The 25,943-nt window shown below is 53.2% G+C and carries 27 protein-coding genes and 1 rRNA gene; 6 read left to right on the forward strand and 22 right to left on the reverse strand.

Annotated features, from left to right (window positions below):
- Positions 1-74 (reverse strand): 16S ribosomal RNA (locus BLQ59_RS10440); the annotation flags it as partial.
- Positions 75-519: 445 nt separating this feature from the next.
- Positions 520-756, reverse strand: a complete 237-nt coding sequence (locus tag BLQ59_RS10445) for a hypothetical protein (protein WP_074572843.1) — start codon at positions 754-756, stop codon at positions 520-522.
- Between the two features lie 164 nt (positions 757-920).
- On the opposite strand from BLQ59_RS10445, the gene BLQ59_RS10450 reads away from it, so the two are divergent.
- Genes BLQ59_RS10450 through BLQ59_RS10465 form a run of 4 tightly spaced genes read left to right on the forward strand, consistent with a single transcriptional unit; the run spans position 921 to position 6,560 of the window.
- Positions 921-2,288: a cytochrome ubiquinol oxidase subunit I gene (locus BLQ59_RS10450; RefSeq protein ID WP_074572844.1), complete on the forward strand. Its 1,368-nt coding sequence runs from the start codon at positions 921-923 to the stop codon at positions 2,286-2,288.
- On the forward strand, positions 2,288-3,298 hold the full coding sequence (cydB, locus tag BLQ59_RS10455; protein WP_074572845.1) for a cytochrome d ubiquinol oxidase subunit II: 1,011 nt from the start codon (positions 2,288-2,290) through the stop codon (positions 3,296-3,298). The genes BLQ59_RS10450 and cydB overlap by 1 nt, the downstream gene beginning before the upstream one ends.
- Positions 3,299-3,324: 26 nt before the next feature.
- Complete coding sequence (gene cydD / locus BLQ59_RS10460; protein ID WP_081342537.1) at positions 3,325-4,998, forward strand: thiol reductant ABC exporter subunit CydD; 1,674 nt, start codon at positions 3,325-3,327, stop codon at positions 4,996-4,998.
- On the forward strand, positions 4,992-6,560 hold the full coding sequence (locus tag BLQ59_RS10465; protein ID WP_074572846.1) for an amino acid ABC transporter ATP-binding/permease protein: 1,569 nt from the start codon (positions 4,992-4,994) through the stop codon (positions 6,558-6,560). Before cydD ends, BLQ59_RS10465 begins: the two co-directional genes overlap by 7 nt.
- Here BLQ59_RS10465 and recO read toward each other — a convergent pair.
- From recO to BLQ59_RS10520, 11 genes are all read right to left on the reverse strand, one after another.
- Positions 6,545-7,276, reverse strand: coding sequence for a DNA repair protein RecO (gene recO, locus BLQ59_RS10470; protein ID WP_074572847.1), 732 nt, complete (start codon positions 7,274-7,276; stop codon positions 6,545-6,547). The two genes, BLQ59_RS10465 and recO, sit on opposite strands and share 16 nt — an antisense overlap.
- Entirely contained in the window at positions 7,276-7,884 is a 609-nt protein-coding gene (locus BLQ59_RS10475) for a DUF502 domain-containing protein (RefSeq protein WP_014424116.1), read from the reverse strand. Before BLQ59_RS10475 ends, recO begins: the two co-directional genes overlap by 1 nt.
- Positions 7,881-8,780: a GTPase Era gene (gene era, locus BLQ59_RS10480; RefSeq protein ID WP_014424115.1), complete on the reverse strand. Its 900-nt coding sequence runs from the start codon at positions 8,778-8,780 to the stop codon at positions 7,881-7,883. The genes BLQ59_RS10475 and era overlap by 4 nt, the downstream gene beginning before the upstream one ends.
- A gap of 20 nt (positions 8,781-8,800) precedes the next feature.
- A complete protein-coding gene (ybeY, locus tag BLQ59_RS10485) occupies positions 8,801-9,265 on the reverse strand; it encodes an rRNA maturation RNase YbeY (protein ID WP_074572848.1) in 465 nt (154 codons plus the stop codon).
- 1 nt (position 9,266) lies between these two features.
- Positions 9,267-10,271, reverse strand: a complete 1,005-nt coding sequence (locus BLQ59_RS10490; RefSeq protein WP_074572849.1) for a PhoH family protein — start codon at positions 10,269-10,271, stop codon at positions 9,267-9,269.
- A 31-nt stretch (positions 10,272-10,302) separates the two neighbouring features.
- Positions 10,303-11,214 (reverse strand): DUF2156 domain-containing protein, encoded by a 912-nt coding sequence (locus BLQ59_RS10495; RefSeq protein WP_074572850.1) that lies wholly within the window; start codon positions 11,212-11,214, stop codon positions 10,303-10,305.
- 68 nt (positions 11,215-11,282) lie between these two features.
- A complete protein-coding gene (gene dhaM, locus BLQ59_RS10500) occupies positions 11,283-11,666 on the reverse strand; it encodes a dihydroxyacetone kinase phosphoryl donor subunit DhaM (RefSeq protein WP_074572851.1) in 384 nt (127 codons plus the stop codon).
- A 78-nt stretch (positions 11,667-11,744) separates the two neighbouring features.
- Entirely contained in the window at positions 11,745-15,524 is a 3,780-nt protein-coding gene (locus tag BLQ59_RS10505; protein WP_074572852.1) for a phosphoribosylformylglycinamidine synthase, read from the reverse strand.
- A gap of 104 nt (positions 15,525-15,628) precedes the next feature.
- Positions 15,629-16,102 carry a NanQ anomerase/TabA/YiaL family protein gene (locus BLQ59_RS10510; RefSeq protein ID WP_074572853.1) on the reverse strand — a complete coding sequence of 158 codons (474 nt, stop codon included), beginning with the start codon at positions 16,100-16,102 and terminating at the stop codon, positions 15,629-15,631.
- Between the two features lie 102 nt (positions 16,103-16,204).
- The gene (gene miaA, locus BLQ59_RS10515) at positions 16,205-17,173 is read right to left on the reverse strand and encodes a tRNA (adenosine(37)-N6)-dimethylallyltransferase MiaA (RefSeq protein ID WP_074572888.1); all 969 of its coding nucleotides are present in this window, start codon (positions 17,171-17,173) and stop codon (positions 16,205-16,207) included.
- A 2-nt stretch (positions 17,174-17,175) separates the two neighbouring features.
- Positions 17,176-17,850 carry a metal-dependent hydrolase gene (locus tag BLQ59_RS10520; protein WP_074572854.1) on the reverse strand — a complete coding sequence of 225 codons (675 nt, stop codon included), beginning with the start codon at positions 17,848-17,850 and terminating at the stop codon, positions 17,176-17,178.
- Positions 17,851-17,940: 90 nt separating this feature from the next.
- Here BLQ59_RS10520 and BLQ59_RS10525 point away from each other — a divergent pair, with 90 nt between their 5' ends.
- Positions 17,941-18,648 (forward strand): thiamine diphosphokinase, encoded by a 708-nt coding sequence (locus tag BLQ59_RS10525; RefSeq protein ID WP_074572855.1) that lies wholly within the window; start codon positions 17,941-17,943, stop codon positions 18,646-18,648.
- Positions 18,649-18,765: 117 nt separating this feature from the next.
- Positions 18,766-19,005, forward strand: coding sequence for a hypothetical protein (locus BLQ59_RS10530; RefSeq protein WP_143005339.1), 240 nt, complete (start codon positions 18,766-18,768; stop codon positions 19,003-19,005).
- An 8-nt stretch (positions 19,006-19,013) separates the two neighbouring features.
- Here the strand turns inward: BLQ59_RS10530 and BLQ59_RS10535 are convergent, their stop codons facing one another.
- The 9 genes from BLQ59_RS10535 to BLQ59_RS10575 form a co-directional block, all read right to left on the reverse strand.
- Entirely contained in the window at positions 19,014-19,817 is an 804-nt protein-coding gene (locus BLQ59_RS10535; RefSeq protein ID WP_074572857.1) for a TrmH family RNA methyltransferase, read from the reverse strand.
- A gap of 64 nt (positions 19,818-19,881) precedes the next feature.
- The gene (gene rplT / locus BLQ59_RS10540; protein WP_014424100.1) at positions 19,882-20,235 is read right to left on the reverse strand and encodes a 50S ribosomal protein L20; all 354 of its coding nucleotides are present in this window, start codon (positions 20,233-20,235) and stop codon (positions 19,882-19,884) included.
- A gap of 49 nt (positions 20,236-20,284) precedes the next feature.
- The gene (gene rpmI, locus BLQ59_RS10545; protein WP_074572858.1) at positions 20,285-20,482 is read right to left on the reverse strand and encodes a 50S ribosomal protein L35; all 198 of its coding nucleotides are present in this window, start codon (positions 20,480-20,482) and stop codon (positions 20,285-20,287) included.
- Positions 20,483-20,514: 32 nt separating this feature from the next.
- Entirely contained in the window at positions 20,515-21,066 is a 552-nt protein-coding gene (gene infC / locus BLQ59_RS10550) for a translation initiation factor IF-3 (protein WP_074572859.1), read from the reverse strand.
- Positions 21,067-21,357: 291 nt separating this feature from the next.
- On the reverse strand, positions 21,358-22,155 hold the full coding sequence (locus BLQ59_RS10555; protein WP_143005340.1) for a 4Fe-4S dicluster domain-containing protein: 798 nt from the start codon (positions 22,153-22,155) through the stop codon (positions 21,358-21,360).
- 12 nt (positions 22,156-22,167) lie between these two features.
- Complete coding sequence (locus BLQ59_RS10560) at positions 22,168-23,361, reverse strand: trans-sulfuration enzyme family protein (RefSeq protein ID WP_074572860.1); 1,194 nt, start codon at positions 23,359-23,361, stop codon at positions 22,168-22,170.
- Between the two features lie 19 nt (positions 23,362-23,380).
- A complete protein-coding gene (locus tag BLQ59_RS10565; protein WP_074572861.1) occupies positions 23,381-24,058 on the reverse strand; it encodes a methionine ABC transporter permease in 678 nt (225 codons plus the stop codon).
- Positions 24,009-25,085: a methionine ABC transporter ATP-binding protein gene (locus tag BLQ59_RS10570; RefSeq protein WP_074572862.1), complete on the reverse strand. Its 1,077-nt coding sequence runs from the start codon at positions 25,083-25,085 to the stop codon at positions 24,009-24,011. The genes BLQ59_RS10565 and BLQ59_RS10570 overlap by 50 nt, the downstream gene beginning before the upstream one ends.
- Before the next feature lie 18 nt (positions 25,086-25,103).
- On the reverse strand, positions 25,104-25,931 hold the full coding sequence (locus tag BLQ59_RS10575) for a MetQ/NlpA family ABC transporter substrate-binding protein (protein ID WP_074572863.1): 828 nt from the start codon (positions 25,929-25,931) through the stop codon (positions 25,104-25,106).
- Between the last annotated feature and the right edge of the window lie 12 nt (positions 25,932-25,943).

Consider the following 25,943-nt stretch of genomic DNA (forward strand, 5'->3'; position numbering starts at 1 on the left):
TCGTCTCGTTCGACTTGCATGTGTTAAGCACGCCGCCAGCGTTCGTCCTGAGCCAGGATCAAACTCTCCATAAAATTTATGAAGAACTTAATCAAGCTCTCAATTATCTATTAAAGAAATTGCCGATTGCTATGTTGTTCATACCAATCGATGTTTGATAAGAAACTTAAAAGTTTCTTTAACATCTGGCTTTAATCATGTTGCATGATTATTTGCATTGTTTAGTTTTCAAAGAACAATCTGTTTTGTCGTTATCGGCTCTCGCTTCAAGCGACTCATTTATCATATCGTATCGGGTTTGACTTGTCAAGAACTTTTTTAATTTTTCTTTTTTGTCTTAATTCGAAAGCAATCTGTTACAATCCCTTGCCAGTCAAGGCTTGCTGAACTGTGTTTTTTGCTCTCGCTCCCAGCGACTTGTATTATATTACACGACAAAGACTTCCCTGTCAACACCTTTTTTGGGAAAAAAAGCAAAAAATATCCCGCAGGCCGTAAAACTGGCCTGCGGGGATCTCATCAGGTCACATCTACCTCGATACCAGCCCGATTATAATACTCTGCCAACACTTCTTCCGGCTTCTGTCCGGTGTGCTCACTGAGCTCATCAGCCATCAATTCGCAGGCATAGCTGAGATTTGCAAACAGATTGATAATGCTCTGATACTTATTTACCTCTGCATAGCTGCTCTCCAGCATCTTCATCTTCTCCAACTGCTGCAAGGCCTCCCGAACCGGGCGTTTTACATCATGCATAAGCTTGCCCTCCTCCTTTGTCATCTTCACTGACTATATTCTTTATTTTCTGCCTAAAACCTGCCGTCTGCTGCAATTTTTTCTTCTAAAATAAAAGGATTCAAGTGCTTAATCACGAATATTCTCACTAAGAATTCATACCATATCAGTTAGGAGGGATTTGTATGGAGGCTTTGCTTTTGTCGCGATGGCAATTTGCCATTACGACGATCTACCACTTTCTCTTTGTGCCGCTGACCTTGGGACTCACCATCTGGGTGGCCCTATTGGAAACCTGCTATGTAAAGACGCAGCGGCCACACTGGAAGGAACCCTGCCGCCAGCTCGTGAAGTTCTTCGGCACGCTGTTTCTGATCAACTTCAGCTTAGGCGTGGTCACTGGTATCGTGCAGGAGTTCCACTTCGGCATGAACTGGTCCGAGTATTCCCGCTTTATGGGCGATATCTTCGGCGCGCCTTTGGCACTGGAAGCACTGACTGCGTTCTTCCTTGAGTCCACCTTCTTAGGCATCTGGATGTTTGGCTGGGACAAGCTCTCACCTAAGGCCCACTGTCTCTGTGCCTGGCTCATTGCCATCGGCAGCAATCTGTCGGCCTTCTGGATTCTCGTGGCCAACTCCTTCATGCAGCATCCCGTGGGCTATGTGGTACAGAACGGGCGCGCTGAGATGAATGACTTCTTCGCACTCGTCACCAATCCTTACGTGGTCGGAGAATATTCCCATGCCCTGTTCTCGGGCATTTCCACGGCAGGCGTGCTCGTGCTGGCTGTCGCCGCCTGGAAATACGTCCACGACCAAGCCTCGCAGGATGTCTTCCGCCATGTACTCAAAGCCGGCGCCATCTATCTGGCCATCGGCGTGCTCGGCGTCATGGGCAGCGGCCATATGCACACGCAGTATCTGGCTGAGGCCAATCCCATGAAGCTGGCTTCGATGGAAGCCCTTTGGGAAAATGAGGATCCGGCGCCCTTCGCCGTGATGGCGGTCATCGATCAGGACAATCATAAGAATGCCTGCGAGATCAAGGTGCCCGCCCTGTTCTCCCTGATGCTCTACAATAAACCGGACGGGGAAGTCAAGGGCATCAACACAGTCAATGCGGAAATGGTCGCCAAGTACGGCAATGGTGATTACCGTCCCGATGTTTTTGGCATGTTCTGGAGCTTCCGCATCATGGTGGGCTGCGGCGGTGCCATGCTGCTGATTGCCCTGGCCGTAGCAGCGCTGGCCTGGAAAAACAAGCTGGATGTCTATCCCTGCTTGCTGAAATTCCTGCCCTTAGCTCTGCCCCTGCCCTTCCTGGCCAACACCGCCGGCTGGTTCGTTGCCGAAGGCGGCCGTCAGCCCTGGATCGTAGTCGGCCTGCAGAAAACGGCTGAAGCCGTGTCGCCGAATCTGACCGGCCTTGAAGTCTTCCTGACCATGGTCGGCTTCACGCTGCTCTACTTAGTCCTGATCATCGCCGCCCTCTATGTGGCTGTGCGCTTTATCCGGAAAACTTCCATTCCCGCAGAAGGGAGGGACGCATAATGGATTATCAAGTGATTTGGTTCATACTGATTGCCGTGCTCTTCACCGGCTTCTTCTTCCTCGAGGGCTTTGACTACGGCGTGGGGATGCTCTTTCCTTTCGTCAGCAAACGTCCCGAAGACCGCAGTCTGATCCTGCGCACCATCGGCCCCGTCTGGGATGGCAATGAGGTCTGGATGATTACCGCCGGCGGTGCTCTCTTTGCCGCCTTCCCCCATGTCTATGCCACCATGTTCAGCACCTTCTATCTGGCGCTGTTCCTGATGCTCGTGGCCCTAATCCTGCGCGGCGTGGCCTTTGAACTGCGCACGAAGGAAAAATGCCCCTGCTGGCAAAAAGCATGGGATGCCGCCATCTTTATCGGCAGTATCGTGCCAGCCTTCCTCTGGGGTGTAGCCGTGACGGATTTGGCTGCTGGTCTGCCGATTGGCCACAATATGATTTATCAAGGCAACTTCCTGAATCTATTAAGCATCTACTCTATTCTCGGCGGCCTGGTCTTCGTACTGGTCTTCGCCTATCACGGTGCCTCCTTCCTGCAGCTGCGGCTGGTGGATAAAGGCCTGCTCTACAAGATTCAGGGCCTTGGCAAATGCGCCGGCGGTTCGGCCGTGATTGCCTACGTACTCTATTTATTGCTTACCATGGAAAACACGGACCTTCTGGCCCGTCCCTGTGCATTGGTCTTGTTCCTGGCCACAGCCGTGTTCTTCCTGCTGAGCCTTTGCATTTTTGCCAAAAAGCCTGGCAAGAACAGCTTTATCCTGGGCGCACTGGCCATTGCCAGCGTAACTTTTGGCTTCTTTGCAGGTATGTTCCCGCGGCTCATGGTCTCAAGCCTCAATCCGGACTGGAGCCTGACCATCACCAATGCTTCATCCACCGAGTACACCCTGTCCATCATGACGGTGGCCGCCTTTATCCTCGTGCCCATCGTCCTCTGCTACCAGATCTGGACCTACTATATCTTCCGCAAACGCCTGACGGCAGATGATACCGCTCATTATTGATTCACTCTCCATACAGAAAGGCCGCTATGATTCCACCACGTTTCCAACTCTATCTGCACAACGATAAAAAAACTTTACTGATGCTGGCCCTGGGACAATTCATGACAGCAGGCCTCTTTGCCGCTGCCATGAAAGCCCTGAGCCAGATCACGGCTGTTGTCTTTCTGCAGAAAAATACATTAAAAGAAGCAGCGCCAGTCTTGCTGGTGCTGCTTTTCTTGCTTCTGTTACGGGAAATTGTCCGCTATCGGCAAAAACAACTGCAACACAAAGCCTCCCTCTCCTTCCGGCAAGGCCTGCGGCAAAAACTGCATCGCCGCATCCTAGCCAATCCTCAGGCACCAGAGAACAGCCCCCTTCTGCTCACACTGGCCTGCGAAAGCACGGAAACCTTGGACGCCGATTGGCAGATACTAATCCCCACCATCCTCTCCCTGCTTATCGATATTCCGTTCCTCTTGCTAATCTTTTTCTTCAGCGACTGGCTGACCGCCCTAATCTGCCTGCTCACGCTGCCCATCGCCCCATTCCTGCTCTATCTTCTCAGCAGCCTGACCAAAAAGCGCAGCGAAACCGCCTGGGAAAAATTGCAGCAGCTTACCCATGATTTCCACGAGCTCATCCAAACCATCCCCGTGCTGAAAATCTTTCAGCAGGATAAAATGCAGCGCAAAAATGCCCAAATGCTGATGCAGGATTTTTCCAGGGCCACTATGAACGTATTGGAACTGGCCTTTCTCGCCAGCTTTGTGCTGGAACTCATCACCACCTTGGCCATCGCCCTGATTGCCGTCACCATCGGCCTGCGGCTGCTGAATGGCGAGCTTGACTTTGCCACCGGCTTCTTCATCCTGCTGCTCCTGCCAGAATTCTACCGTCCCCTGCGCCAAAGCGGCACAGCCTTCCATACCGCTATGGAAAGCAATACCGCTGCCGCTAAGATCGATTCATTCCTAACGAAAGAGAACCGTCCTCCAAGAGAACACCACGAATCCCTGCGCGTGCCCCCAATGATTTCCGTCCATAATCTCACCTTCACCTATCCCCAACGCCATACGCCCACACTGACCGATCTTTCCCTGCAGATTCCCGCGGGAAAGATCACCCTGCAGATTCCCGCGGGAAAGATCACCCTGCTCACCGGCAGCAGCGGCTGCGGCAAAAGCACCCTGCTGAGCCTGCTGGCCGGAATTCATGCCCCCACCAGCGGCAAAATCCTGCTTGAAGACCAGCCCCTGCCCACCATGCACCCGGCGAGCAAAGCAAAACTCATCGGTTATCTGCCACAGGAACCGCATCTTTATCAGGGAACACTACTGCTAAATCTCCTGCTCTTTCAGGAAGCCCCTGTCGAGCGCTGCATCCAAGCCTTGCGGCTGGCCCAGCTGGAAGATTTTTACCAGCAGCTCCCCCAAGGCCTCGAAACCATCATTGGCGACGGCGGGCAGAAGCTCTCCCAGGGACAATTGAAACGGCTGGGACTTGCCCGGCTGATCCTGCAGAACAATCCCATCCTGCTTATGGACGAACCCACCACGGGACTGGACGAAAACACAGAAAAACTCGTACTCAAGGCCATCTCGGTCTTGGCCAAACGCCGCACAGTGGTCATCAGCAGCCATCACGAAGCCGTAAGAGCGCTGGCTGACCATATCATCAACCTCAATAACTACCTGCCAAAGGAGGACGAATCATGTTAAGAGCAATCTTCACCATGCTGCGCCCCTTTGAACTCTGCCTGCTGCTGGTACTGAGCCTTAGCGCCATGCTTGCCAATCTCGGCCTGCTCGGTGCCGCCGCCTGGCTTATAAGCTCTGCCGCCCTGATGCCGCCCCTCTATGCCCTGACCTTAGGCATCACCGCAGTACGTGCCTTGGGTATCGGCCGGGCTGTCTTACGCTATGGCGAACGCTATTTCACCCATGCCAAAGCCTTCCAATTAGTCGAAAATTTACGCCTGCGTCTCTACGATATCGCCAATAACCTTGCGAATCAGCCCTTGAAGCAGGCAAAGCAGGGCACCATGCTCAATGCCCTGCTGACCAATGCCGCCATCTGGCAGGACTTTTTCCTGCGCGGCCTGCTGCCCCCTGCGGCTATTTTGCTGACCACCATGCTCCTGATGCTGCTGCTCTGTCCCGTCCTGGGCTATGGCGTCCTGCTGCTACCTCTGCTCTATATCAGCCATCTTCTGCCTCTTTGGCTTTCCCCGACAGGAAAAGCCCGTTTCAGCCGGGCTTATCGCAATACGCTATTGGATTATGCCCAGGGCAGCCATGAACTGCTTACGGCGGGGACACTTGGCACTGCTTGTACCGAACTTGACTGGTCAGCAGGGATGTGGCAGCAAAAACTGCTGACCAGTCAAAAAAAGCAGGATCAGATTGACCTCTCTTTAGGTTTTCTGCGCGTCCTAACTCTGCTGGTGATTTTTGCTCTGCTGATTGATGCCGTCCAACAGGAAATCATCAGCGGCATCGAGCTTTCCCTCTGGCTGTTGGTGCTCTTGGCCCTTATGCAGGAACTTGCCCAACTGCCGCCTGCTGTCCGACATTTCCAGGAAGCAAAACTAGCGGCCAAGGCTTTGCAGGCCCCAGCTATTCCGAAAGCCTCTGCTCCCGCTACGGCCAGCGAACTGTTGACCGTGCAAGACCTTGCCTTCCATTATCCCCAAAGTCCGGCTATTTTCACAGACCTGAGTTTTTCCATCATATCCGGCTGCCATACCGCCATCATCGGTGACAGCGGCAGCGGCAAAACCACGCTGGCCTATCTGCTCGCCGGCCTCTGGCAGCCCACCAATGGCACAATCTCTTATACTCCAACAGCCACGTCGCCTATCTGTGCCCTCCCTCAGGGAAGCTTCCTGTTCAGCCAGTCCATCCGCGAAAACTTCCTGCGCCTGCACCCTGACATCAGCGAAATTGACATCACAAACGCCCTGCAGGCCGCCCAACTGTCAAAACTCATAAAGAGCCTCCCTAAAGGCATTGACACGCCCTTAGGCGACAACGCCTGCACCCTCTCCGGCGGCGAACGCAATCGCCTGATCACCGCCCTGATTCTCGCCAGCAAATGCCCCCTCCTGCTCTTCGACGAGCCCACCGCAGGCCTTGACACACCAACTGCCGAAAAAGTTTTGGACAATATAATTGACCGGTCAAATCTGACCGGTCAAACCGTTATCGTCATCACCCACGACCTGCCGCAACTGCACAGGTTCCAGCAGGTTATCAACTTAAATACCTACGCTAACTGCTGAATAAAGGCCAGTGATTTGAGCGGCCTGCCCAATAAACTTTGCAAATAGTTTAGGAACAATTGCTCGGCCTGCATCAGGAGATTTCCGGTTATCTTGAGTTCCTGTGGCTTTTCCCAATTGTAGTCCCTGAGCATCAGTATAAAGCGGCGCAATTCGTCTGGGAAGGGCTGGGCGCCGGGTTCCTGACAATCTGTACAAAGGATGCCGCCCGCGGTCATGCTGAACAGGGCATCATCGCTGACATCGCTCCCGCAATGGACGCAGTGCTCGAAGTGCAGCTGCATACCGGTGAATTCCAGAAGCTGGATCACTGCCATCAGTGCCGTCACTCTGGGGTTGCGCACCTCGAAGGAATCGAGGATGTAAAGAAGCCTCGCAAACATCTGCGGCTCGGCCTGTCCCGGCGGCAGGAATTCCCGCAGGAATTCGGCCACGAAGCTGCCATAGGCCATGACCTCCAAATCCTCCGTGAGTTTCTTATAGTGACGCTTCAGGGTACATTGCCGCACCGTATCCAACCGCCGGCCCTCGGAGAGCTGCACCTCGATGCTGGAAAACATCTGCATGCCCGCAGCCAGGGGACTTCTCGGACGGCGGCAGCCAAAAGCCGCGGCCTCAACAAGGCCGCGGTCTGCTGTAAAGAGCGTCACCATCTTATCCGCTTCGCCCCAGTTTCTGGAACCTAAGACGACAGCGGCCGTTTGGTAACTTCCCATTATTTATTCTCCTCTGGTTTGACATCGCTGATGCGCTTGGGCATGACTGCACCGGCGGTCAGCATATACTGCAGGGCCGACTCGCTGCTGATGTCCAGATAGGTCACATCACTCTTTTTGACAAAGAGATTGGTGCCGGAGGTCATATTGAGACTCCAAGGCACAAAGACACAGACATAATCATCCCCGAGCTTATCCTTCAAGGTCTGGGGTACATCGGCCATGATGAAGCCCAATGCCTGGGACTGATGAAAGGGCACCAGCACCACATGGTCAAACATATTGTTGGACTCGAATACCGCCGTAGACAGGTGCTTGACGCTGTTATAGATAAATTTGATAACAGGAATCTTGCCCAGCAGTGTCTCGCCGATATGAATCAGCCGGCGGGCCGCCCAATAGGTCGAAGCCCAGCCCGTCAGATAGATGACCAACAGCAGCGTGACAATCCCCATGCCCGGGAAATAGAACGGGAGGTGCTTGCCCAGCACCCCTTCCGTAAAGTTCAGGGTTTCCAACACCACAAAGATGGTGATGGCTAAGGGTACGAGAATGATCAGGCCATTGATAAAGCGGCGGGAAATCCGTTTGGAACAACTTTCCTTCATCGCTCGTCACCAAAGCCGAAATTGCGCAGAATGCCGTCACGGTCGCGCCAGTCCTTCTTGACCTTTACCCAGAGGTCAAGGAAGACCTTGGAGCCTAAGAGGTTCTGGATATCCGTGCGAGCCAGGGCGCCGATTTCCTTGAGCATGGCCCCTTTGGCGCCAATTACGATGCCCTTCTGGGAATCGCGTTCCACATAGATGGTGGCACGGATATAGACATCATCATTGGGGCGGGTGGTCATCTCATCCACATCCACAGCGATGGCATGAGGAATCTCATCGCGGGTGAGCTGCAGTGCCTTTTCACGAATCAGTTCGGCCACGATCAGGCGTTCGGGCTGGTCAGTAACCATATCCTCGGGATAATACTGCGGCCCTTCCGGCAAATACTTCTTGGCTTCGGTCAGCAGGCTGTCGAGGTTCATTTCCTCTTTAGCTGAAATGGGCACGACACCAGCGAACTCATACTTGGAGGTATAGTTCGAGATAATGGGCAGGGCCTGCTCCCGTTCAATCAGATCCAGCTTATTGACCACGAGAATTACCGGGCGTTTCGTTGCCTGCAGGCGCTCCAGGATATAATGCTCACCCGGGCCCATCTTTTCCGTGGCATCCACCACGAAGAAGATGGCGTCCACTTCACGCAGAGTGCCTTCGGCTGCTTTGACCATGTATTCGCCCAGTTTATGCTTGGGCTTATGGATGCCCGGCGTGTCGAGGAAGACAATCTGCGCATCCGGTTGTGTCAAAATGCACAGGATGCGGTTGCGCGTGGTCTGGGGCTTATCGCTCATGATGGCGATTTTCTGCCCAATCAGGGTGTTGATCAAAGTGGACTTGCCCACATTCGGTCGGCCAATAACGGCGATAAAGCCGGATTTCATCTTCTGCTCCATATATGCCTCTTTCCTATTTCTCAGTCTCTGCTAATTCCCAATTTTTCCATAACGAAGCGCTGTTCCGCTTCCATCTCTTCACGTTCCTCATCTTCCATATGGTCATAACCCAAAAGATGCAGCATGCCATGTACGGTCAGGAATGCCACTTCCCGGCGCACGCTGTGGCCGTAATCGGCAGCCTGCTCCTCGGCCCGTTCCAGGGAGATGATCAGATCGCCCAGCATATTGATTTCACTGCCGCCGACCACCTCCGGCTCCTCGCTTTCGTTGAACGCAAAGGAGATGACGTCCGTGGGACGATCCACCCCGCGGTATTCCCGATTGATTACATGGATATGCTCGTTGTCCGTGAGCGTCACACTGACTTCACTGTTTTCGACGCCATAAAGTTTGCCCACCGTTTCGATGGCCGTGCGGATATTCGCAATGTATTCTTCCGGAACCTGTAAATCTTCCGGTTCGCTAGTGATGATGATTTCCATGTTACTGTTCCTGTTTCGCCTTTTCTTTCTCTTTTTCAGCCTTGCGCTTCTCTTCGTAAGCACCATATGCCTCGACAATGCGAGTTACGACTTCGTGGCGGATGACATCCAGCGGTGCCAGCCGCACAATGCCCACTCCCTTGACGTTTTCGAGCACTTTGGCCGCTTCCCTGAGGCCGGACGTCACGCCCCGCGGCAAGTCCACCTGACCTAAATCGCCCGTGACCACCATGCGCGAGCCAAAGCCCAGACGCGTCAGGAACATCTTCATCTGCTTGTCCGTGGTATTCTGCGCTTCGTCCAAAATGATAAAGGCATCTTCCAAAGTGCGGCCGCGCATATAGGCCAGTGGCGCAATCTCGATAAAGCCCTTGGCCATGAATTTCGTATAGGTGTCCTGACCTAAGATATCCTGCAGGGCATCATAAAGCGGACGCAGATAAGGATCCACCTTGTCCTGCAGATCCCCGGGCAAGAAGCCCAGACGTTCCCCGGCTTCCACCGCCGGACGCGTCAGGATGATCTTGCGCACCTCGCGGTTGCGCAGCGCCGCCACGGCCATCACCACGGCTAAGTACGTCTTGCCGGTGCCGGCCGGACCAATGCCAAAGGTGATGGAATTCCGGCGGATGGTATCCAGATAGCGCCGCTGTCCCAGTGTCTTTGGGCGCACGTGCCTGCCCCGGGCCGTGACGAGGATCGTATCTCCAAACAGGGTATGCAGAGCCTCGCCCTTGCCGCCCTTAACGAGCCCGATACCATAACGCACCTCATGCATGGTGATAGTCGTGCCCTGCCGATAGAGATAGAGGAGCTCCTCCATCACCTTGGCCGCCATCTCCACCTGCGCACCCTCACCGAGGATTTCCACCTGCGTGCCCCGGCTGATAAACTGGCAGTCAAACTCGCTGCGGAATACCTGTAAAAACTCATCGCCCTCGCCCAGAAGAGCGAAGGCTTCATGATTGTCCTGAAAAATAATTTTCCGTTCTAATGCCTGCTGCAAAAAATCTGTTCACCTCTAGCATATTAGCAAATCAATCTGCGATATATCTCGCATTGTACTTTTCAATCATCTTTTCCGGCTTGTAAGACTCCTTGGCCTTGCGCAAACCTTCCTGCCCCATATCTTCCTCGCGGTTGATATAGGTCATGCCGCTCCACTCATGCTCAATAAAGCCCTGATTGATGGCCGGGTAAGCTCCCCGGATATTGGGATCGGCTTTTTCCACATGCACCACCACGGAGTCACGGTTGAGCTGTTCCCCGAAGGTAAAGGCGATAATCCTGCCATGCAGGCAGATTGCACCGCCTTTGAGCTGGAAGTAATCCCAATCCTCGAAAAGTTCCAGGATTGCATCCCGTTCCCAGGGAATGAATTTCGAATCCGGCATGGCCTCGATATGAGCCGCATACCACTTCTCGAGTTCAGCCTTGCAGGCAGGCAGGATTGCCGGCGTGATCTTCATATACTCCGCCTCGGGGTAAAGCTTCCGGAAGGCATTCAAATGATTCTTCTTGGAATGCAGCTTACGCCCGGCGAGAGTGATGAGCTTGTCGGCCAGATAGACATAGTCAAAATTATCCCGGTCAGACTGGATGTCAAAAGCCCCGGGATAGCGTTCCGCCAGAAAATCCGCAAAATTTTTCTCGATGCCCGTGAAGTATAAAGCCGTCCCCTGCTCGGCAAAATAAGCACGCAGCGTTGCAACTGCTTCTTCCCAGCGGGACGAAGCACAGACCGGCTGCAGGGCATAGAGCACGCCTTCCCATTCACAGGTCAGATAAAGGATTTCTCCCTGTTCTGCATGTTTTACCTTATAGGGCTTGCGCCACATAAAAAGATTAGTGAAATTAAAATGAGAATTCTCATAGTAACCACTGCGATAATATCGATCCAATAAATTTTTGTCATCTTTAGTTAATGTTTGGAAAATAATAATATTCAGCCTCCTATTGAAAATGGCTTTCTATTATCCATTATAGATGACCTGTCAACACTTAGCCGTGACCTTGGTCACGCAAGCTTCTTTTGGCCGCAGGTTTCCTCAGCTGCTGCCACCACTTCTTCCAGGGAGCCGCCATTGGCTGCTACGACAGCCGCCCGCATTGTGCCTTCAAGCAGCGGACAGTCTGCCATGCGCACGGCATCGTCCTTGAGGTTTTCCAGCACCAGTTCCGTAGTCATGATGGCACTGCCCATATCCATGATGACCACAGCGCCATCACGGCCACAAACCAGTTCCACCGCTTCACTGATTTTCTCATAACTTGTACCCATAATGCCGTCCTCGAGGCCTCCTGCCACGGCAATCTGCACATTATGGGCCATCATCTCGGCCATTTCCTTGATGCCTTCGGCAATCTTTACATTATGGGATACCACAACAATCCCTACCAAAATGAATACCTCCTCCAATAGGTAAATGCGGCCAGCTATAAATAGACCGACCGCACACCTGTTATTTTATTGTAAATCTTAGCTGTAGTAAGCTACGCCAGCCTCAAAGAGCTGCTGGTCTTTCTCACCCGGCACATTGCGGGCGATGTCCTGTCCGATACGCTCGGAATGTCCCATCTTACCCAGTACCCGGCCATCGGGGCTCGTGATGCCCTCCACGGCGCTGACGGAACCATTGGGGTTATAGGGAATGAACAAGGACGGATTTCCCTGCTCGTCCACATACTGAGTGGCAATCTGACCGCGCACCCGCATGGAGGCAAGAACTTCCTTATCGGCAACAAAGCGTCCTTCACCATGGGAAACTGCAATGGTATGGATATCCCCCACATTCACATTGTTGAACCACGGGGAAAGATTGGATACCACCTTAGTCTTGACCATGCAGGAAACATGCCGACCTATGTTATTATACGTCAAAGTTGGCGAACTGTCTACCAAATCACGAATTTCTCCGTATGGAACAAGTCCCAGTTTGATCAAAGCCTGGAAACCATTACAGATACCGAGCATCAAACCATCGCGTTTGAACAGCAGTTTGTGGACTTCTTCCTTGATGCGGGGATTGCGGAACATGGCCGCAATGAACTTGCCGGAACCATCCGGTTCGTCACCGCCGCTGAAGCCGCCCGGCAGCATGATGATGTTGGCATCCTTGATGCCCTTGACGATGGCTTCGACAGACTCCTCAACAGCATGCGGCGTCAGGTTGCGCACCACCAGCGTTTCCGCTTCGGCGCCAGCCCGCTGCCAGGCTCTTGCCGAATCGTATTCACAGTTCGTGCCCGGGAATACGGGGATAAAGACCTTCGGTTTAGCAATCTTGATCTGATTGCGGATGGCGTTGCCCTTGGTATAGGTCATATCGACAGCTCTGTCCTTGCTGTACTGCTTCACCTGCGTCGGGAAAATCTTCTCGAGCGGCTTGGTGTAAGCCGTTTCGATATCCGCCAACATGATGACCGTATCGTCGCAAACCACGCTCGGTCCATCGGTGGTTTCGCCGAGTTCCTGGCAGCCAGCCTGCTGCAGGAGTTCGGCCAGTTTTTCCGAAGCGGCCACTTCCAAAATCAGCGCACCATAATCCGGCGTAAAGAGCTTGCTCTTGCTCATGGACTTTGTGAACTTGAAGCCCACACCATTACCGAGCACCATCTTGGACACGGCAGCGGCGATACCGCCTACGCCAATGCTCTGAGCGGCAAAGACGCGGTGTTTTTCCATGAGGTCCGTGACCATGGACCAGTTCTCGCGCATCTTCGGGAAATCGGGCAGATCCTGCGCATCCTTCGGCGCCGGTACCAAGTATACCTTGTTGCCGGGGTATTTGAATTCCGGTGATACGGCATCGTCAGCCTTGAGCACATCCACGGCAAAAGCAGCCAGCGTAGGCGGTACATGGATGTCTTCAAACGTGCCGGACATGGAGTCCTTGCCGCCGATGGCCGGAATCTCCAGTTCGTGCTGAGCCCAGAGCGCACCTAAGAGAGCAGCGAAGGGCTTACCCCATTTGACTTCATCCTTGCCCAGGCTCTCGAAATATTCCTGGAAGGTCAGACGGATCTTGTCCGCACGGCCGCCCAGAGCGACCATCTTAGCCGCAGCTTCAACCACAGCATAGAGCGCGCCATGGAAGGGGCTCCATTCCGTCAAAGCCGGATTGAGGCCGAAGGTCATGGCCGTAGCTGTATTGGTCTCTGCACCTTCTACCGGCAGTTTAGCTACCATGCCTTCTGCCGGCGTCAGCTGGCGCTTGCCGCCGAAGGGCATCAGTACCGTGTTGCCGCCAATCGTGGAGTCAAAGCGCTCAGCCAAGCCCTTCTGGCTGCAGACATTGAGGTCCTGCAGATTCCTGAGCCAAAGCTGTTCGAGATCAGCCTTATCATCCTGCAGTGCCTGGGGAATCTCATGCAGATAACGCTGCTTTTCATCCGGGCAGGTGATTCTGGCCTTTACGTGCTGGCGCACGCCGTTGGTATCGAGGAACTTGCGGTTCATCTGTACGATTGCCTTGCCCCGCCATTTCATGATCAGGCGCGGTTCCTGGGTGATTTCGGCTACCTTGGTTGCTTCGAGGTTTTCGGCATCAGCCAGTTTGGCAAAACGTTCCAGATGTTCCGGACGGATGACGACCGCCATGCGCTCCTGGGATTCGGAGATAGCCAGTTCCGTGCCATCGAGGCCTTTGTACTTCTTCTTGACTGCATCGAGGTTGATAGTCAGGCCCGGCGCCAATTCACCGATGGCCACGGCCACGCCGCCCGCACCGAAGTCATTGCAACGCTTGATCATGCGGCTGACTTCCGGATTGCGGAACAGGCGCTGGATCTTGCGTTCCGTCGGCGGATTGCCCTTCTGCACTTCAGCACCGCAGGAGGTCAGGGATTCTTCCGTATGTTCCTTGGAGGAACCCGTAGCACCGCCACAGCCATCACGCCCCGTACGGCCGCCTACGAGCACGACGATATCGCCGGCCAGCGGACGCTCACGCACGACATTTTCCTTCGGAGCGGCTGCGATGACAGCACCGATTTCCATGCGCTTGGCCATATAGCCTTCATGATAGACTTCGCGTACCTGACCGGTCGCCAGACCAATCTGATTGCCATAAGCAGAGTAACCGGCAGCTGCGCCCAACGTGATCTTCTTCTGGGGCAGCTTGCCCGGCAGCGTGTCTTTCAAGAGACGGCGCGGATCTGCTGCACCGGTCACGCGCATAGCCTGATAGACATAGGAACGGCCAGACAGCGGATCGCGGATGGCACCGCCGAGGCAGGTTGCCGCACCACCGAAGGGCTCGATTTCCGTCGGATGGTTGTGGGTTTCGTTCTTGAACATCACAAGCCATTCCTCAGGCTTGCCGTCAATGTCGGCTTCCACCACGATGCTGCAGGCATTGATCTCCTCGGACTTGTCGAGGTCTTCGAGCTTGCCTTGACGGCGCAGGGCCTTCATGCCGATAACCGCGATATCCATCAATGTTACATCGCGCTCTTCTCCGATGTAGAGCATATCGCGATAGTTCATGTATTTTGCATAAGCCTTGGACAGGCTCGGGCTGTAGTAGCCTTCATCGATCTGCACCTCATCCACCGCCGTGGTAAAGGTCGTATGGCGGCAATGGTCAGACCAGTAAGTATCAATGACGCGAAGTTCCGTGATCGTCGGCGGGCGCTTTTCCGTATCTCGGAAGTAAATCTGACAGAAAGCCATATCGGCAAGGCTCATAGCAAAACCATGCTGACGCCAAAAGTCCTGCAAACCCTCGGCATCCAGATTGTTGAAGGTTTCCAGCACTTCAACATCGGCAGGTTCTTCATATTCGCTATGCAAGGAAGCAGGCTTAGCAAGGCTGGCTTCCCGGCTCTCCACCTTATTGATGCAATATTCCTTGATTTTCCCGAAGGTCTCCAGGTCGATATCGCCCACAATGACGATGACCTTGGCCACCCGGATTTCCGGACGTTCCTTTTGGGTAATCAGCTGCACGCACTGCGCGGCCGAATCCGCTGTCTGGTCATACTGTCCCGGCAGGAATTCCACAGCAAATACGCGGGAATTGGTGAACTTGGGCAGCTTTTCCTCATAGACAACATCTACCGGCGGTTCGGAGAAAACAACATTTTTCACCGCAGCGTATTCCGCATCGCTGAGCCCTTCAATATCGTAACGCTTGATGATGCGCACGGCCTTCAGCGCATCGAGGCGGAAGGTTTCCTTGAGGTCATCGCACAGCTGCTGGGCGGGAATATCAAAATATCCCTGTCGTTTTTCTACGAAAATTCTTCTAACAGTCATGAACTTTCTTTTCCTCCAGACAATAAATAGAATAAATACATAAAGCTTTATATAGACAAACAGGCATAGAGACACCTACGCAATAGTGTCTCTATGCCTGTATATCACAAACTGTCAATGGCCACTTTCACGACCACTTTGGTTACCCTGCAGGATTCCTCTCCCACAGAAGCCTGGGGACGATGCACATCCTCAGGATAAAGCACGGCAAAACAGCCCGGCGAGAGCACGATGCTGCTATCGGGAACCAATGCCTTATAGAATGTCACATCCCGCTCCTCATCATAGGGAGCGCTTTCCTCTAAATCAGGGCTTAACGGGCACCAGCCCATAAACTCTTCTCCATCAACCATATACTGGATGTCCACGAATTTTCTGTGAGTCTCCGGCTTGCAATCATCCTCCGGACGGGTATTGTAGCGCTGCAGATTAGCAAAGCACTTATCGCCTTCAATGGGATACTTGCCGTCTTCCATCTTGGTGAAATCATGCTCACGCAAAAACGCCAGTGCTTTTTGAATAATCGCCGGATAATCCACATGATTTTCATCGAGTGTATCCATACTGCCGATAATCATTTTCTAACCCACTCCCTGCTCACATAGTGATTCATAAATTCTTCCATAACCATTTTACCTAAAACGCCTGTATTTGACAAGTGCACAAAAGCAGAGAAATCGTTATTTTTCATTGTTAAAATAATTTTGGATATCCGCTGTCACAGCAGCCAGCAGTTCAGCACCGGTCATTTCATCGGCCATATACCAATGGATATAGGGCATCTTGCGGTACCAGGTCAGCTGGCGCTTGGCAAAATGGCGGGTGCTCTTCTGAATCAGTTCTACAGCTTCTTCCCTGGTCATTTCCCCATTCAGCCAGGCGGCGGTCTCCTTGTAACCAATGCCCTGCATGGCCTGCATCTCCCGGGTAATCCCCTTGTCCAGCAGGCTTCTTACCTCCTGCTCCAGGCCGGCAGCAAACATGAGCTCCACGCGCTGATTGATGCGTGCATAAAGCCCCTGCCGTTCGCGGTTGAGCCCCACGACATAAACATCGTAGCAGAGGGAAGCCTCATCATCTGCCCGGCTTTCCTTTGCGCGGGAAATCTGTTCCCCGCCGAAATGAGCCACCTCCAGCGCCCGGATTACCCGACGCAGGTTGTTGGCGTGGATTTCCTCCGCGGCCTGCGGATCGAGCTTGGCGAGCAATTGATGCACATATTCCTTTCCCCGCTCCTCGGCCAAAGCCGTCATTTCCTGCCGGAATTCGCTATGGTCGGCGGTTTCATTGAACTCATAGCCTTCCAGAAGCGCCTTGATATAGAGTCCGGTGCCACCGGCAATGATGGGAATCTTTCCCTGCTGGTTGAGCTTTGTAATCAGGCTTTGCGCTTCCCGCACGAAATCCGTCACATTGAAATTCTCCCAGGGTTCCAGATTATCCACGAGGTGATGCACGATACCCGCCCGTTCCACGATTGTAGGTTTGGCCGAACCAATATCAAATCCCTTGTAAAAGAGCATGGAATCCCCGGAAATAATCTCCGTATCCAGTTTTTGAGCCAGCGCGATGGACAAATCCGTCTTGCCCACCGCCGTTGGCCCCAATATCACGATTAGTTTTTCTTTCTTATTTGTCTTATCCGTCATCTTCACATGGAAAGCGTGGCCCCGGGTTCTACGATATGAACCTCTGCCCGGGACATCGCTTCCGTAATCTCCTTATAATGGCGCACATCCTGATTGATGATAGGCCAGGTATTGTAGTGGACAGGAATCACATGACGCGCATTCAAAAGCTGCGCCGCCATCGCTGCGTCCTCAAGCCCCATGGTGTAATTATCACCTACAGGCAGGATGGCATAGTCCAGATCATCCTTCTTGCCGATCAGCTGCATATCCGAGAACAACGCCGTATCACCGGCAAAATAAATCTTGAGTCCGCCCATATAGATCACATAGCCGCAGGCAATGCCGCCAGGCACACCGCTGCTGTGCTGGGCCAAGGTCATGCGCACCTTGCCGAAGGGCAGATTCAGCGAGCCGCCCAGATTCATGGGATGCTGCCGCAAACCTGGCACGCGCTCCTCGCAGACGCCCAGCACCTCTGGTATCCCCACCAGCTCGGCTCCGGTGCGGTCAGCAATCTCCGGCGCATCGCCCAAGTGATCCCCATGCGCATGGGTAATCAGGATAAAATCTGCATCCACATCTTCCGCCTTCACGGTCGCCTTGGGATTCCCTGTCAGGAACGGATCGCAGAGCACCTTGTACTTGCCATCGTCCAACAGGAAGCAGGCATGACCATAATAAGTAAAACGAACCATCGCAAAAACTCCTCTCTACACAATTTGCCTGTAAACAATCTTCATGTTATGCTATAGCTATCATTATAGCATAAAATCGAGGGATTGTTTATGACCAACTCCACCCACAATAGCCTTACCCTGCCCCAGCTGACCATCAATGGCAAACGTTACGACCAACAGCCATGGCTGCTGATTACCGGCGGACGCCCGCCAGCAGCTGAATGGCTTAACCAGTTGCCAACCGTCGAGGAAATCTATGCCGCCGACCACGGACTTGACACCTGCAGGAAGAACAAGCTCCGCCCGACTTATATCCTAGGCGATGGCGACAGTGCTGCTCCTGCCACCTGGCAATGGGGTAAATCCCTTGGCGTGCCCATGGAGGAATTTCCCATGGCCAAGGATTACACCGACACGCAGCTGGCTCTGCAGAAAATGGCAAAAGCACCGGTCATCCTCATAACCGGTGCCTTTGGCGGCCGCCTTGACCACCTCTACAGCCTGATGTATTCCTGTGCTTATCAGCCAACGCCCTGCGTATTGACAGACGAACAGGAATTCCTGTGCTTTGTGAAAGACAACGAATCCCTTACTCTGTCCTTCACGCAGCGCCCGCTTGCCATTTCCCTGCTGCCTGTCACCGCAACATGCCATGGCGTATGCCTCGATAACGTCCGCTGGCCGCTTATGGATGCTGATCTTAACCAGTCAATGCCCAATGCCGTCAGCAATGAACTGCTGACTGACCAGTCAACTCTGACCTGTCAGGTACGCCAGGGCATTTTAGGTCTCTATTGCCATTGGCCAGCTTCTTGAAACGATTCAACGAAAATCATATTCATCCTGAGGAAATGACAACCGCTTTTGCAGGGATATACCTGTCCCAAGCAGAATTTATCCTTTATCGATATATTTCAGAAAGGATTTGAGCTTATGGAAGAACCTGCCTTTATCCTGATGGCCATCTTTGGAGCATCACTGTTACTGTCCGCACTGATCATCGTTTCCGTGAAAGACCCGCGGGAACTGCCCTTCTTTACGCCCATACACCCCATCACATCCATGCCACTTGCCAGGGCCAGGATTGAAGCCAAGACCATCGGCAAATATATAGCTATCATCGGCGGCATCATCCTGGCTCTGAGCCTGCTGGGCATATTGGTTTGCGAGTGAGCGGTAAATCAGAACCGCCGCTGGCGCAGGGCTTCGTAGAGTACGATGGCCGCCGACATGGCCACATTCAGGGATTCGGCCTGCCCATACATGGGGATATAGGTCTTCTGTGCCATTGCCAGCACTTCTGCCGACACGCCATTGCCCTCATTGCCCAGCACCACTGCCGTGCCCCGGGTAAAATCCTGCTGGAAATGTGGTTTGGCATTTTCGTCCAATGCCGTGGCCAAAAGCTGCAAATCCTGCGCCTGGACAAAAGCCTGCAATTCTGCGGCACTGATGCCTGCATAAACCGGCACATGGAAGATGCTACCCATGGTGGAACGCACCACTTTGTCGGCGAAGGCATCCACGGAACCCTTGAGCATGATCACGCCATCAGCCCCCACGGCATCAGCGGTGCGGATGATGGTCCCCGCATTGCCCGGGTCCTGCACGCCATCCATAATGACATAGAGAGGCTTTTCCGTCCCTGCCTTCTGCATAGGCAGGGACGGATTTTTTGACTCCATGACCAGCAGGATGCCCTGCGGCGTATCCGTGCCTGCGGCTTTGGCAAAGATGTTTTCCGGCACTTCGAAAAGGGGCACGCCCTTAGCGGAAAGCTTTTCCGTCAAATCCCTGCCCCGCGGCTGACTCGTCAATTGACCGGTCAGCAGGCCATAGGAAATTGACCAGTCAGATCCTGCCGCCATCTCGCATAGACGGATGCCCTCAGCCACAAACAGGCCGCTCTTTTCCCGCTGTTTGCGCTGTTTCAATGCCGCCGCCAATTTGACTTTCTTGTTGGCCGGACTGTCAATTCGTTCCATCCAAGATTCCTCCTGTCAAAAAAGCCGCCCCCGCAGGGACGGCTTGCATAAACCAGCTATAAAATTAGAGGTTTTCTTTAGCAACAGCAACGAGCTGAGCGAAAGCCTTCTCATCGGAGATGGCCAGGTCTGCCAGCATCTTGCGGTTAACTTCAACGCCAGCCTTGGTCAGGCCGCAAACGAGACGGCTGTAGGAAATGCCGTTCACACGTGCAGCAGCGTTGATACGAGCGATCCAGAGACGACGGAAGTTGCCCTTCTTCGCACGACGGTCACGACGAGCGTAGTAGAGAGCCTTCATTACGGTCTCGTTAGCTTTCTTGAACTGTTTGCTCTTGGAACCTTTGTAACCCTTAGCGAGCTTCAGGATTTTCTTATGACGTCTATGTGCAGTCACGCCTACTTTTACTCTTGGCATGGTTTCATCCTCCTAAAAAATCAAAATGAACGATAAAATTACGATTTAATTATGCGTAAGGAAGCATTCTCTTTACGCGACCGAAATCAGCGGCAGTAACCATAGCAGCTTTACGCAGGTTACGTTTACGCTTCGGAGACTTCTTCTCCAGGATGTGGCTTTTGAAAGCCTTGTTACGTTTGAATTCACCACTACCAGTTGCGGTAAAGCGTTTAGCTGCTGCTCTGCGAGTCTTAATCTTTGGCATTACATTTTCCTCCTTAAATTAGCCTTGCAAAATCAGGATTCCTGTGCAGGCTGTTTGGGCTTCGATGCTTTCTGCGCTTTGGGCGCAACGATCATCGTCATATTTTTTCCTTCAAGTTTGGCATTGCGTTCAATGGAAACACGGTCGCCCAATGCTTCTGCCACGCGGCCCAGGACAGTTTTGCCCAGTTCCGGATGGGAGAGCTCACGGCCACGGAACATAATCGTAACTTTGACTTTGTTCCCTTCCTCTACGAAACGAAGTGCATTCTTCAACTTGACGTCAAAATCGTGTTGTTCGATATTCGGGCGAAGCTTCACTTCTTTGATGTTGATGACCTTCTGCTTCTTCTTCGCTTCCTTTTCCCGCTTCTGCTGTTCGTAGCGGTACTTACCGAAATCCATGATGCGGCAAACCGGCGGCTTGGCCTTCGGCGCGATTTCCACGAGGTCAAGATGCTGTTCCTCTGCCATGCGCAGGGCATCGCGGGTAGCCATGATACCGAGCTGTTCGCCTTCGGCGCTGGTCACGCGCACTTCACGAATACGAATTTCCTCATTGATGCGTAAGGATTCTCTGCTAATAGTAAAACACCTCCTGCTTAAAGTCTACGTCTCTTATAAAACAAGAAAAAGGCGGCACAAAGCCACCTTCAATAAAACTCATGCTATAAACCCGACTGACTCAATCCAACCGTCAGTAGGTGAGAAGCGGTGGCTTCTTCTTGTTCACGACTTTGATAGTTTACCATAAGCCATACTTACCTGTCAACCTTTTTTCAGGATTTTTCCTGCTAATTATGCCCACGCAAAAAAATTTCCCTTAAGGAAATACAAGTTCGTATTTCCTCAGGGAATGAGCAGGAGAGTGTATACTCAGGCTATAACCTGACCGGCATCTGCAGCGCCGAAATCCCGGCAGTGCAGGATGCCCTCTTTACTGATCGCCTCCTTTCCGTATCTGCCCTTATCCTCGCCCACCGGACAGGCGGCGATGCAGCGGCCGCAGGGGTAATGGAACTCCTGTTTGAGCTGCTGATGGCAGAGTGCACATTTATGCTTATCCATGCGGGCGATGATCTGCCCCTTGACCGGGGAGAACACCTGCATGGGACAGGCCTTGACACAGATCTTGCAGCCCAGGCAGATATCTTCTTTGAGCATCTTATCTGCGGGCAGGTCGGCGTCCGTGATCACGGACACCAGCCGGATGCGGGAGCCGTATTTCTTCGTCAGCAGGGTGTGGTTCATGCCCACCGTACCCAATCCCGCATAAAGCCCCGCCAATACCTGGGAAAAAGCCGCTTCGGGCCGCTTCACGAGCGCCGATATATCCCCGTAGCAATCCCGGGGAAAGAAATGGGCCCGGTAACCTTCCTCATTGAGAAAGTTCGCGATGCGATAGGCGGCATGATCCAACAGACGGTTGGTCGTATTATATAACTCCGAATAAACTACGGAAGGGGTTGTCTCAATCATCGAAGGAAAGATCTGCATGCCCATGACGATGACATTGCGGCTCCAGGGCCAGATGTTCTGGGGCCAAAAGTCCGGACTCTGATGAGGCTCCTGCTCCCAGCGTTCCACAGGAGCTATCCCCAGCATATTGATATCCATGGCCTTGGCCCGGCGTTTGATCTTTTCCTTCAGCTTAACCCGGTCTGACCTGGGCATATCCATTCCTCCTCAAATCTTTGCCAATGCTGCATCGAGTTCTGCGATGATGTCTTCCACCTGTTCCAGCCCCACAGACAGGCGCAGCTGCCCTAAGGTAATGCCTGCCGCCGCCAGGTCCGCCGGCGGATAAAAGCGATGGGAGGTCTTGGCCGCATAGGAAAGCGTGGTAGCCGTCCCCGCCAGGCTGGGTACGTATTTGATTGTCAGCAGTTCCCGGATAACAGTAGCCGCCTCCTGCTCGCCACCTTTGAGATTAAAGCTCAGCATGCCGCCGTAAAGCCCCGGGGCAAACTGGGCCGTGGCCCGCTTGTAGCTGGGTGATGAGGGCAGACCGGGATAAAAGACCTTCTCGATCTTGGGATGTTTTTCCAGGAACTCTGCCACCTGCAGGGCATTGCGGGAATGCGCCGTCACCCGGAGATTCAGGGTGCGCAGGCTCCGGGCCAGCAGCCAGCTATCCTCGGCTCCCAGCACCGCCCCGTAAAGAGTCAGTGTCTTATGGATCTTATCGATAAGTTCCTGCGAGCCTGCCGCAGCGCCGCCCACGATATCACTATGGCCGCCCAGATATTTCGTAGCACTGTAGAGCACCACATCAGCCCCCAAGGCCGCGGGTTTGACCACCACCGGCGTGGCAAAGGTGTTGTCCACTAAAAAGAGCAGGTCATGCTCATGAGCTGTTTTGGCCACCGCAGTCAAGTCCGGTACTTCCATCAAAGGATTACATATGGATTCCGTATAGATGAGTTTCGTCTCCGGCCGGATAAAGTCTGCGATATTTTCATGCAGGAAATCCACGAAGGTCACGCTGACACCGAACCGGGCCAGTTCGTTCGCTAAAAAATCATGGACGCCGCCATAGAGCACCGGCGAGGAAATGATATGGTCGCCCTGCTGCACAAAGGTCAGGATACTCAGGGCAATGGCCGACATGCCCGATGAAAACACCAGGGCGGCTTCCGTCTCATCAGCGGCGGCAATGATCTCGCTCACCGCCTCCGTGTTGGGATGCTTGATGCGGCTGTAGATATAGCCATCATCCTCCCCCTCATAGATGCGGTCTACCGAAGGCACATCATCAAAGGCAAAGACCGAAGTACGGTAGATGGGCAGCACCTCCGGCACGGAGGAAGATTTGGCTACCTGCTTGTAGAACTGCCCATCCCCGGTATGATTCAGACTGGTATTCAGATTTTTTCCCATATTCATTCCCCCTGCGTAATCAATGTGTGTTCTTCGCGGCCAGCCGGTTGCCCAGGAACTGGATCAGGCAGACGATAGCCACCAGCACGATGACCGTGCCCACAGTCACATCCTCCTGAAAGCGGTTGTGGCCATAGCGGATGGCAAAGTCACCGAGACCGCCAGCTCCTACCGCCCCAGCCATGGCCGTCAGGCCAATCAGGCTGATGGTGGTAAGTGTCGTAGCCCGCACCAAAGGCGCAATGCTTTCCCGCAGATACACCTTGAAAATCACTTCCCAAGGACTCAGCCCCATGGCCTGGGCTGCTTCGATAACCCCGGTGCCGATTTCCGTCAGCGCTGACTCCACCTGCCGGGAGAAGAAGGGCACAATGCCAAAGACCAGTGGAATGATGGCGCCCTTTACCCCAATGCCGGTGCCTACTACCATTCTAGTGACCGGCAGGAGCAGCGTCAACAGGATGATGAAGGGAATGGAGCGGAATGTATTGATGACCTTGTCGATGAACTGATAGACCTCCCGGCGTTCCAAGATACCGCCGGACTTGGTGACAATCAAGGTCACCCCTAAGATAATGCCTAAAACAAAGGATATGCCTCCGGAAATCCCCACCATCACAAAAGTATCGATAATCGCCTGATAGAACTCAGGCAATTTCTGCATAAGGTTTGGAAACAACAGATTCAGCAGCTCCATCTTTGATTACCTCCACATCCACATTACGCTGGCTTACATATTTCAAGGCCTGCTTCAACTGGCCTCTGCCCCCCTTGATGATGGCCACGGTGCCGCCCAAAGGTTTCCCCTCGACCAGTTCCACATCACTGAACAGGATATTCACCGTCACCTCGAACTTCCTGGAAATATACGAAATCAGGGGCTCCGATACATTGGTTTCCTGATAGCGCATCTTCACCAGCTGTTCATCATGGTCAAGCGCCACAATCTCGGCCTTGTCCTCAATAAGCTGATAGATTTCTGACAGATTGGAAGTGGTATTGATGAAGTTACGCGTGATTTCCTGCACGGGATGAGCAAAGAGCGAATACACGGTGTTTTCCTCCACCACCCGTCCATGTTCCATGACCGCCACCCGATGGCAGAGTTTCTTGATGACATCCATCTCATGGGTGATGACCACCACGGTGATGCCCAGCTCCGTATTCAGCCGGGCCAGGAGTTTCAGGATGGATTTCGTGGTCTGCGGATCCAATGCACTCGTGGCTTCATCGCAGAGCAGGATTTCCGGGTCAGTAGCCAGCGCTCTGGCAATAGCCACCCGCTGTTTCTGCCCGCCGGAAAGCTGTGAGGGATAGGCTGCCGCCCGGTCTTCCAGCTCCACAAAGGCCAACAGCTTATTGACCTTTTGGGCAATCTCTTCTTTGGACAAGCCGCTGTTTTCAATGGGCAGGGCAACATTCTGAGCCACGGTACGGGAGGGCATCAGATTGAACTGCTGGAAAATCATGCCGATTTTCTTGCGCTGTTCCCGCAATTCTTTCGGAGATAATGTCAGCATATCCACACCGCCCACAATGACGCGGCCGGAGGTAGGACGCTCCAAAAGATTGATGCAGCGCACCAGGGTGGATTTACCAGCCCCGGAGAAACCGATAATGCCGTATATTTCCTTATCCTCAATGGTCAGGTTCACATCGCGAACCGCCGTGACCTCCTTATCCTTGAGCTTGAATGTCTTGTTGATATCTTTCAGTACAATCATCCCTGCCACCTCATTTCATCAGCGCTCCCAAGCGGGAATATACTGGCCGTGGAAATCCTTCTTGTAGATTTCCTTGGTCGTATCCGACTGGTAGGCTTTGACAATTTCCTTGTAGAGTTCCTTATCCTTATCTTCCGTTCTGGCGGCAATCACATTGAAGTAGTCATTGCCTTTGTAGTATTCCACACCGTCTTTGAAAACAGCATCCTTATCCGGGTCCAAACCAGCATCTACGGCGTAGTTGCCGTTGACGATAGCCGCCGTCACATCCGGCAGCAGGGAGGCCGTCTGAGACGCATCCACCTGCACGATTTCAATCTTGGCGATGTTTTCCTCGATATCGGAAAGCTCCGGCGTCGTGCCTGCCGTGCTCTTGAGGCGGATCAGGCCAGCAGCCTGCAGGACAGTCAGCGCACGGCCAAAGTTTACGGTGTCGTTAGGCACGGCAATCTTGTCTCCTGGCTTGATTTCCTTGATATCATGGATATTCTTGGAATAGAGGTTCAAAGCCGACAGCATGGTGTCACCGATAGCGGTAATCTCATAGCCATGCTTCTTGATCTCATTGTTCAGGAACTTGTAATGCTGGAAGGCATTAAGCTCGATTTCTTTATTGGCCAGTGCTGCGTTGGGCTGGGTGTAATCCGTAAAGACCACCAGCTCGATGTCCACGTTCTTCTCCTTGAACTTGTCGATGATGGGCTTCCAGATGACTTCCTCGGCAGAACTGGATACGCCAATCCGCACCTTCTGTATGTCAGCGCTCTTGTTGTCCCCACAGCCAGCGGCCACCACGCCGATTACCAATACCAGAGCAAGCAATAATCCCTTTGCTAACTTCTTCATAAAATCAACCCT

Origin of the sequence: Pseudoselenomonas ruminantium (assembly GCF_900104055.1) — a bacterium.
Taxonomy (GTDB): domain Bacteria; phylum Bacillota; class Negativicutes; order Selenomonadales; family Selenomonadaceae; genus Selenomonas_A; species Selenomonas_A ruminantium_C.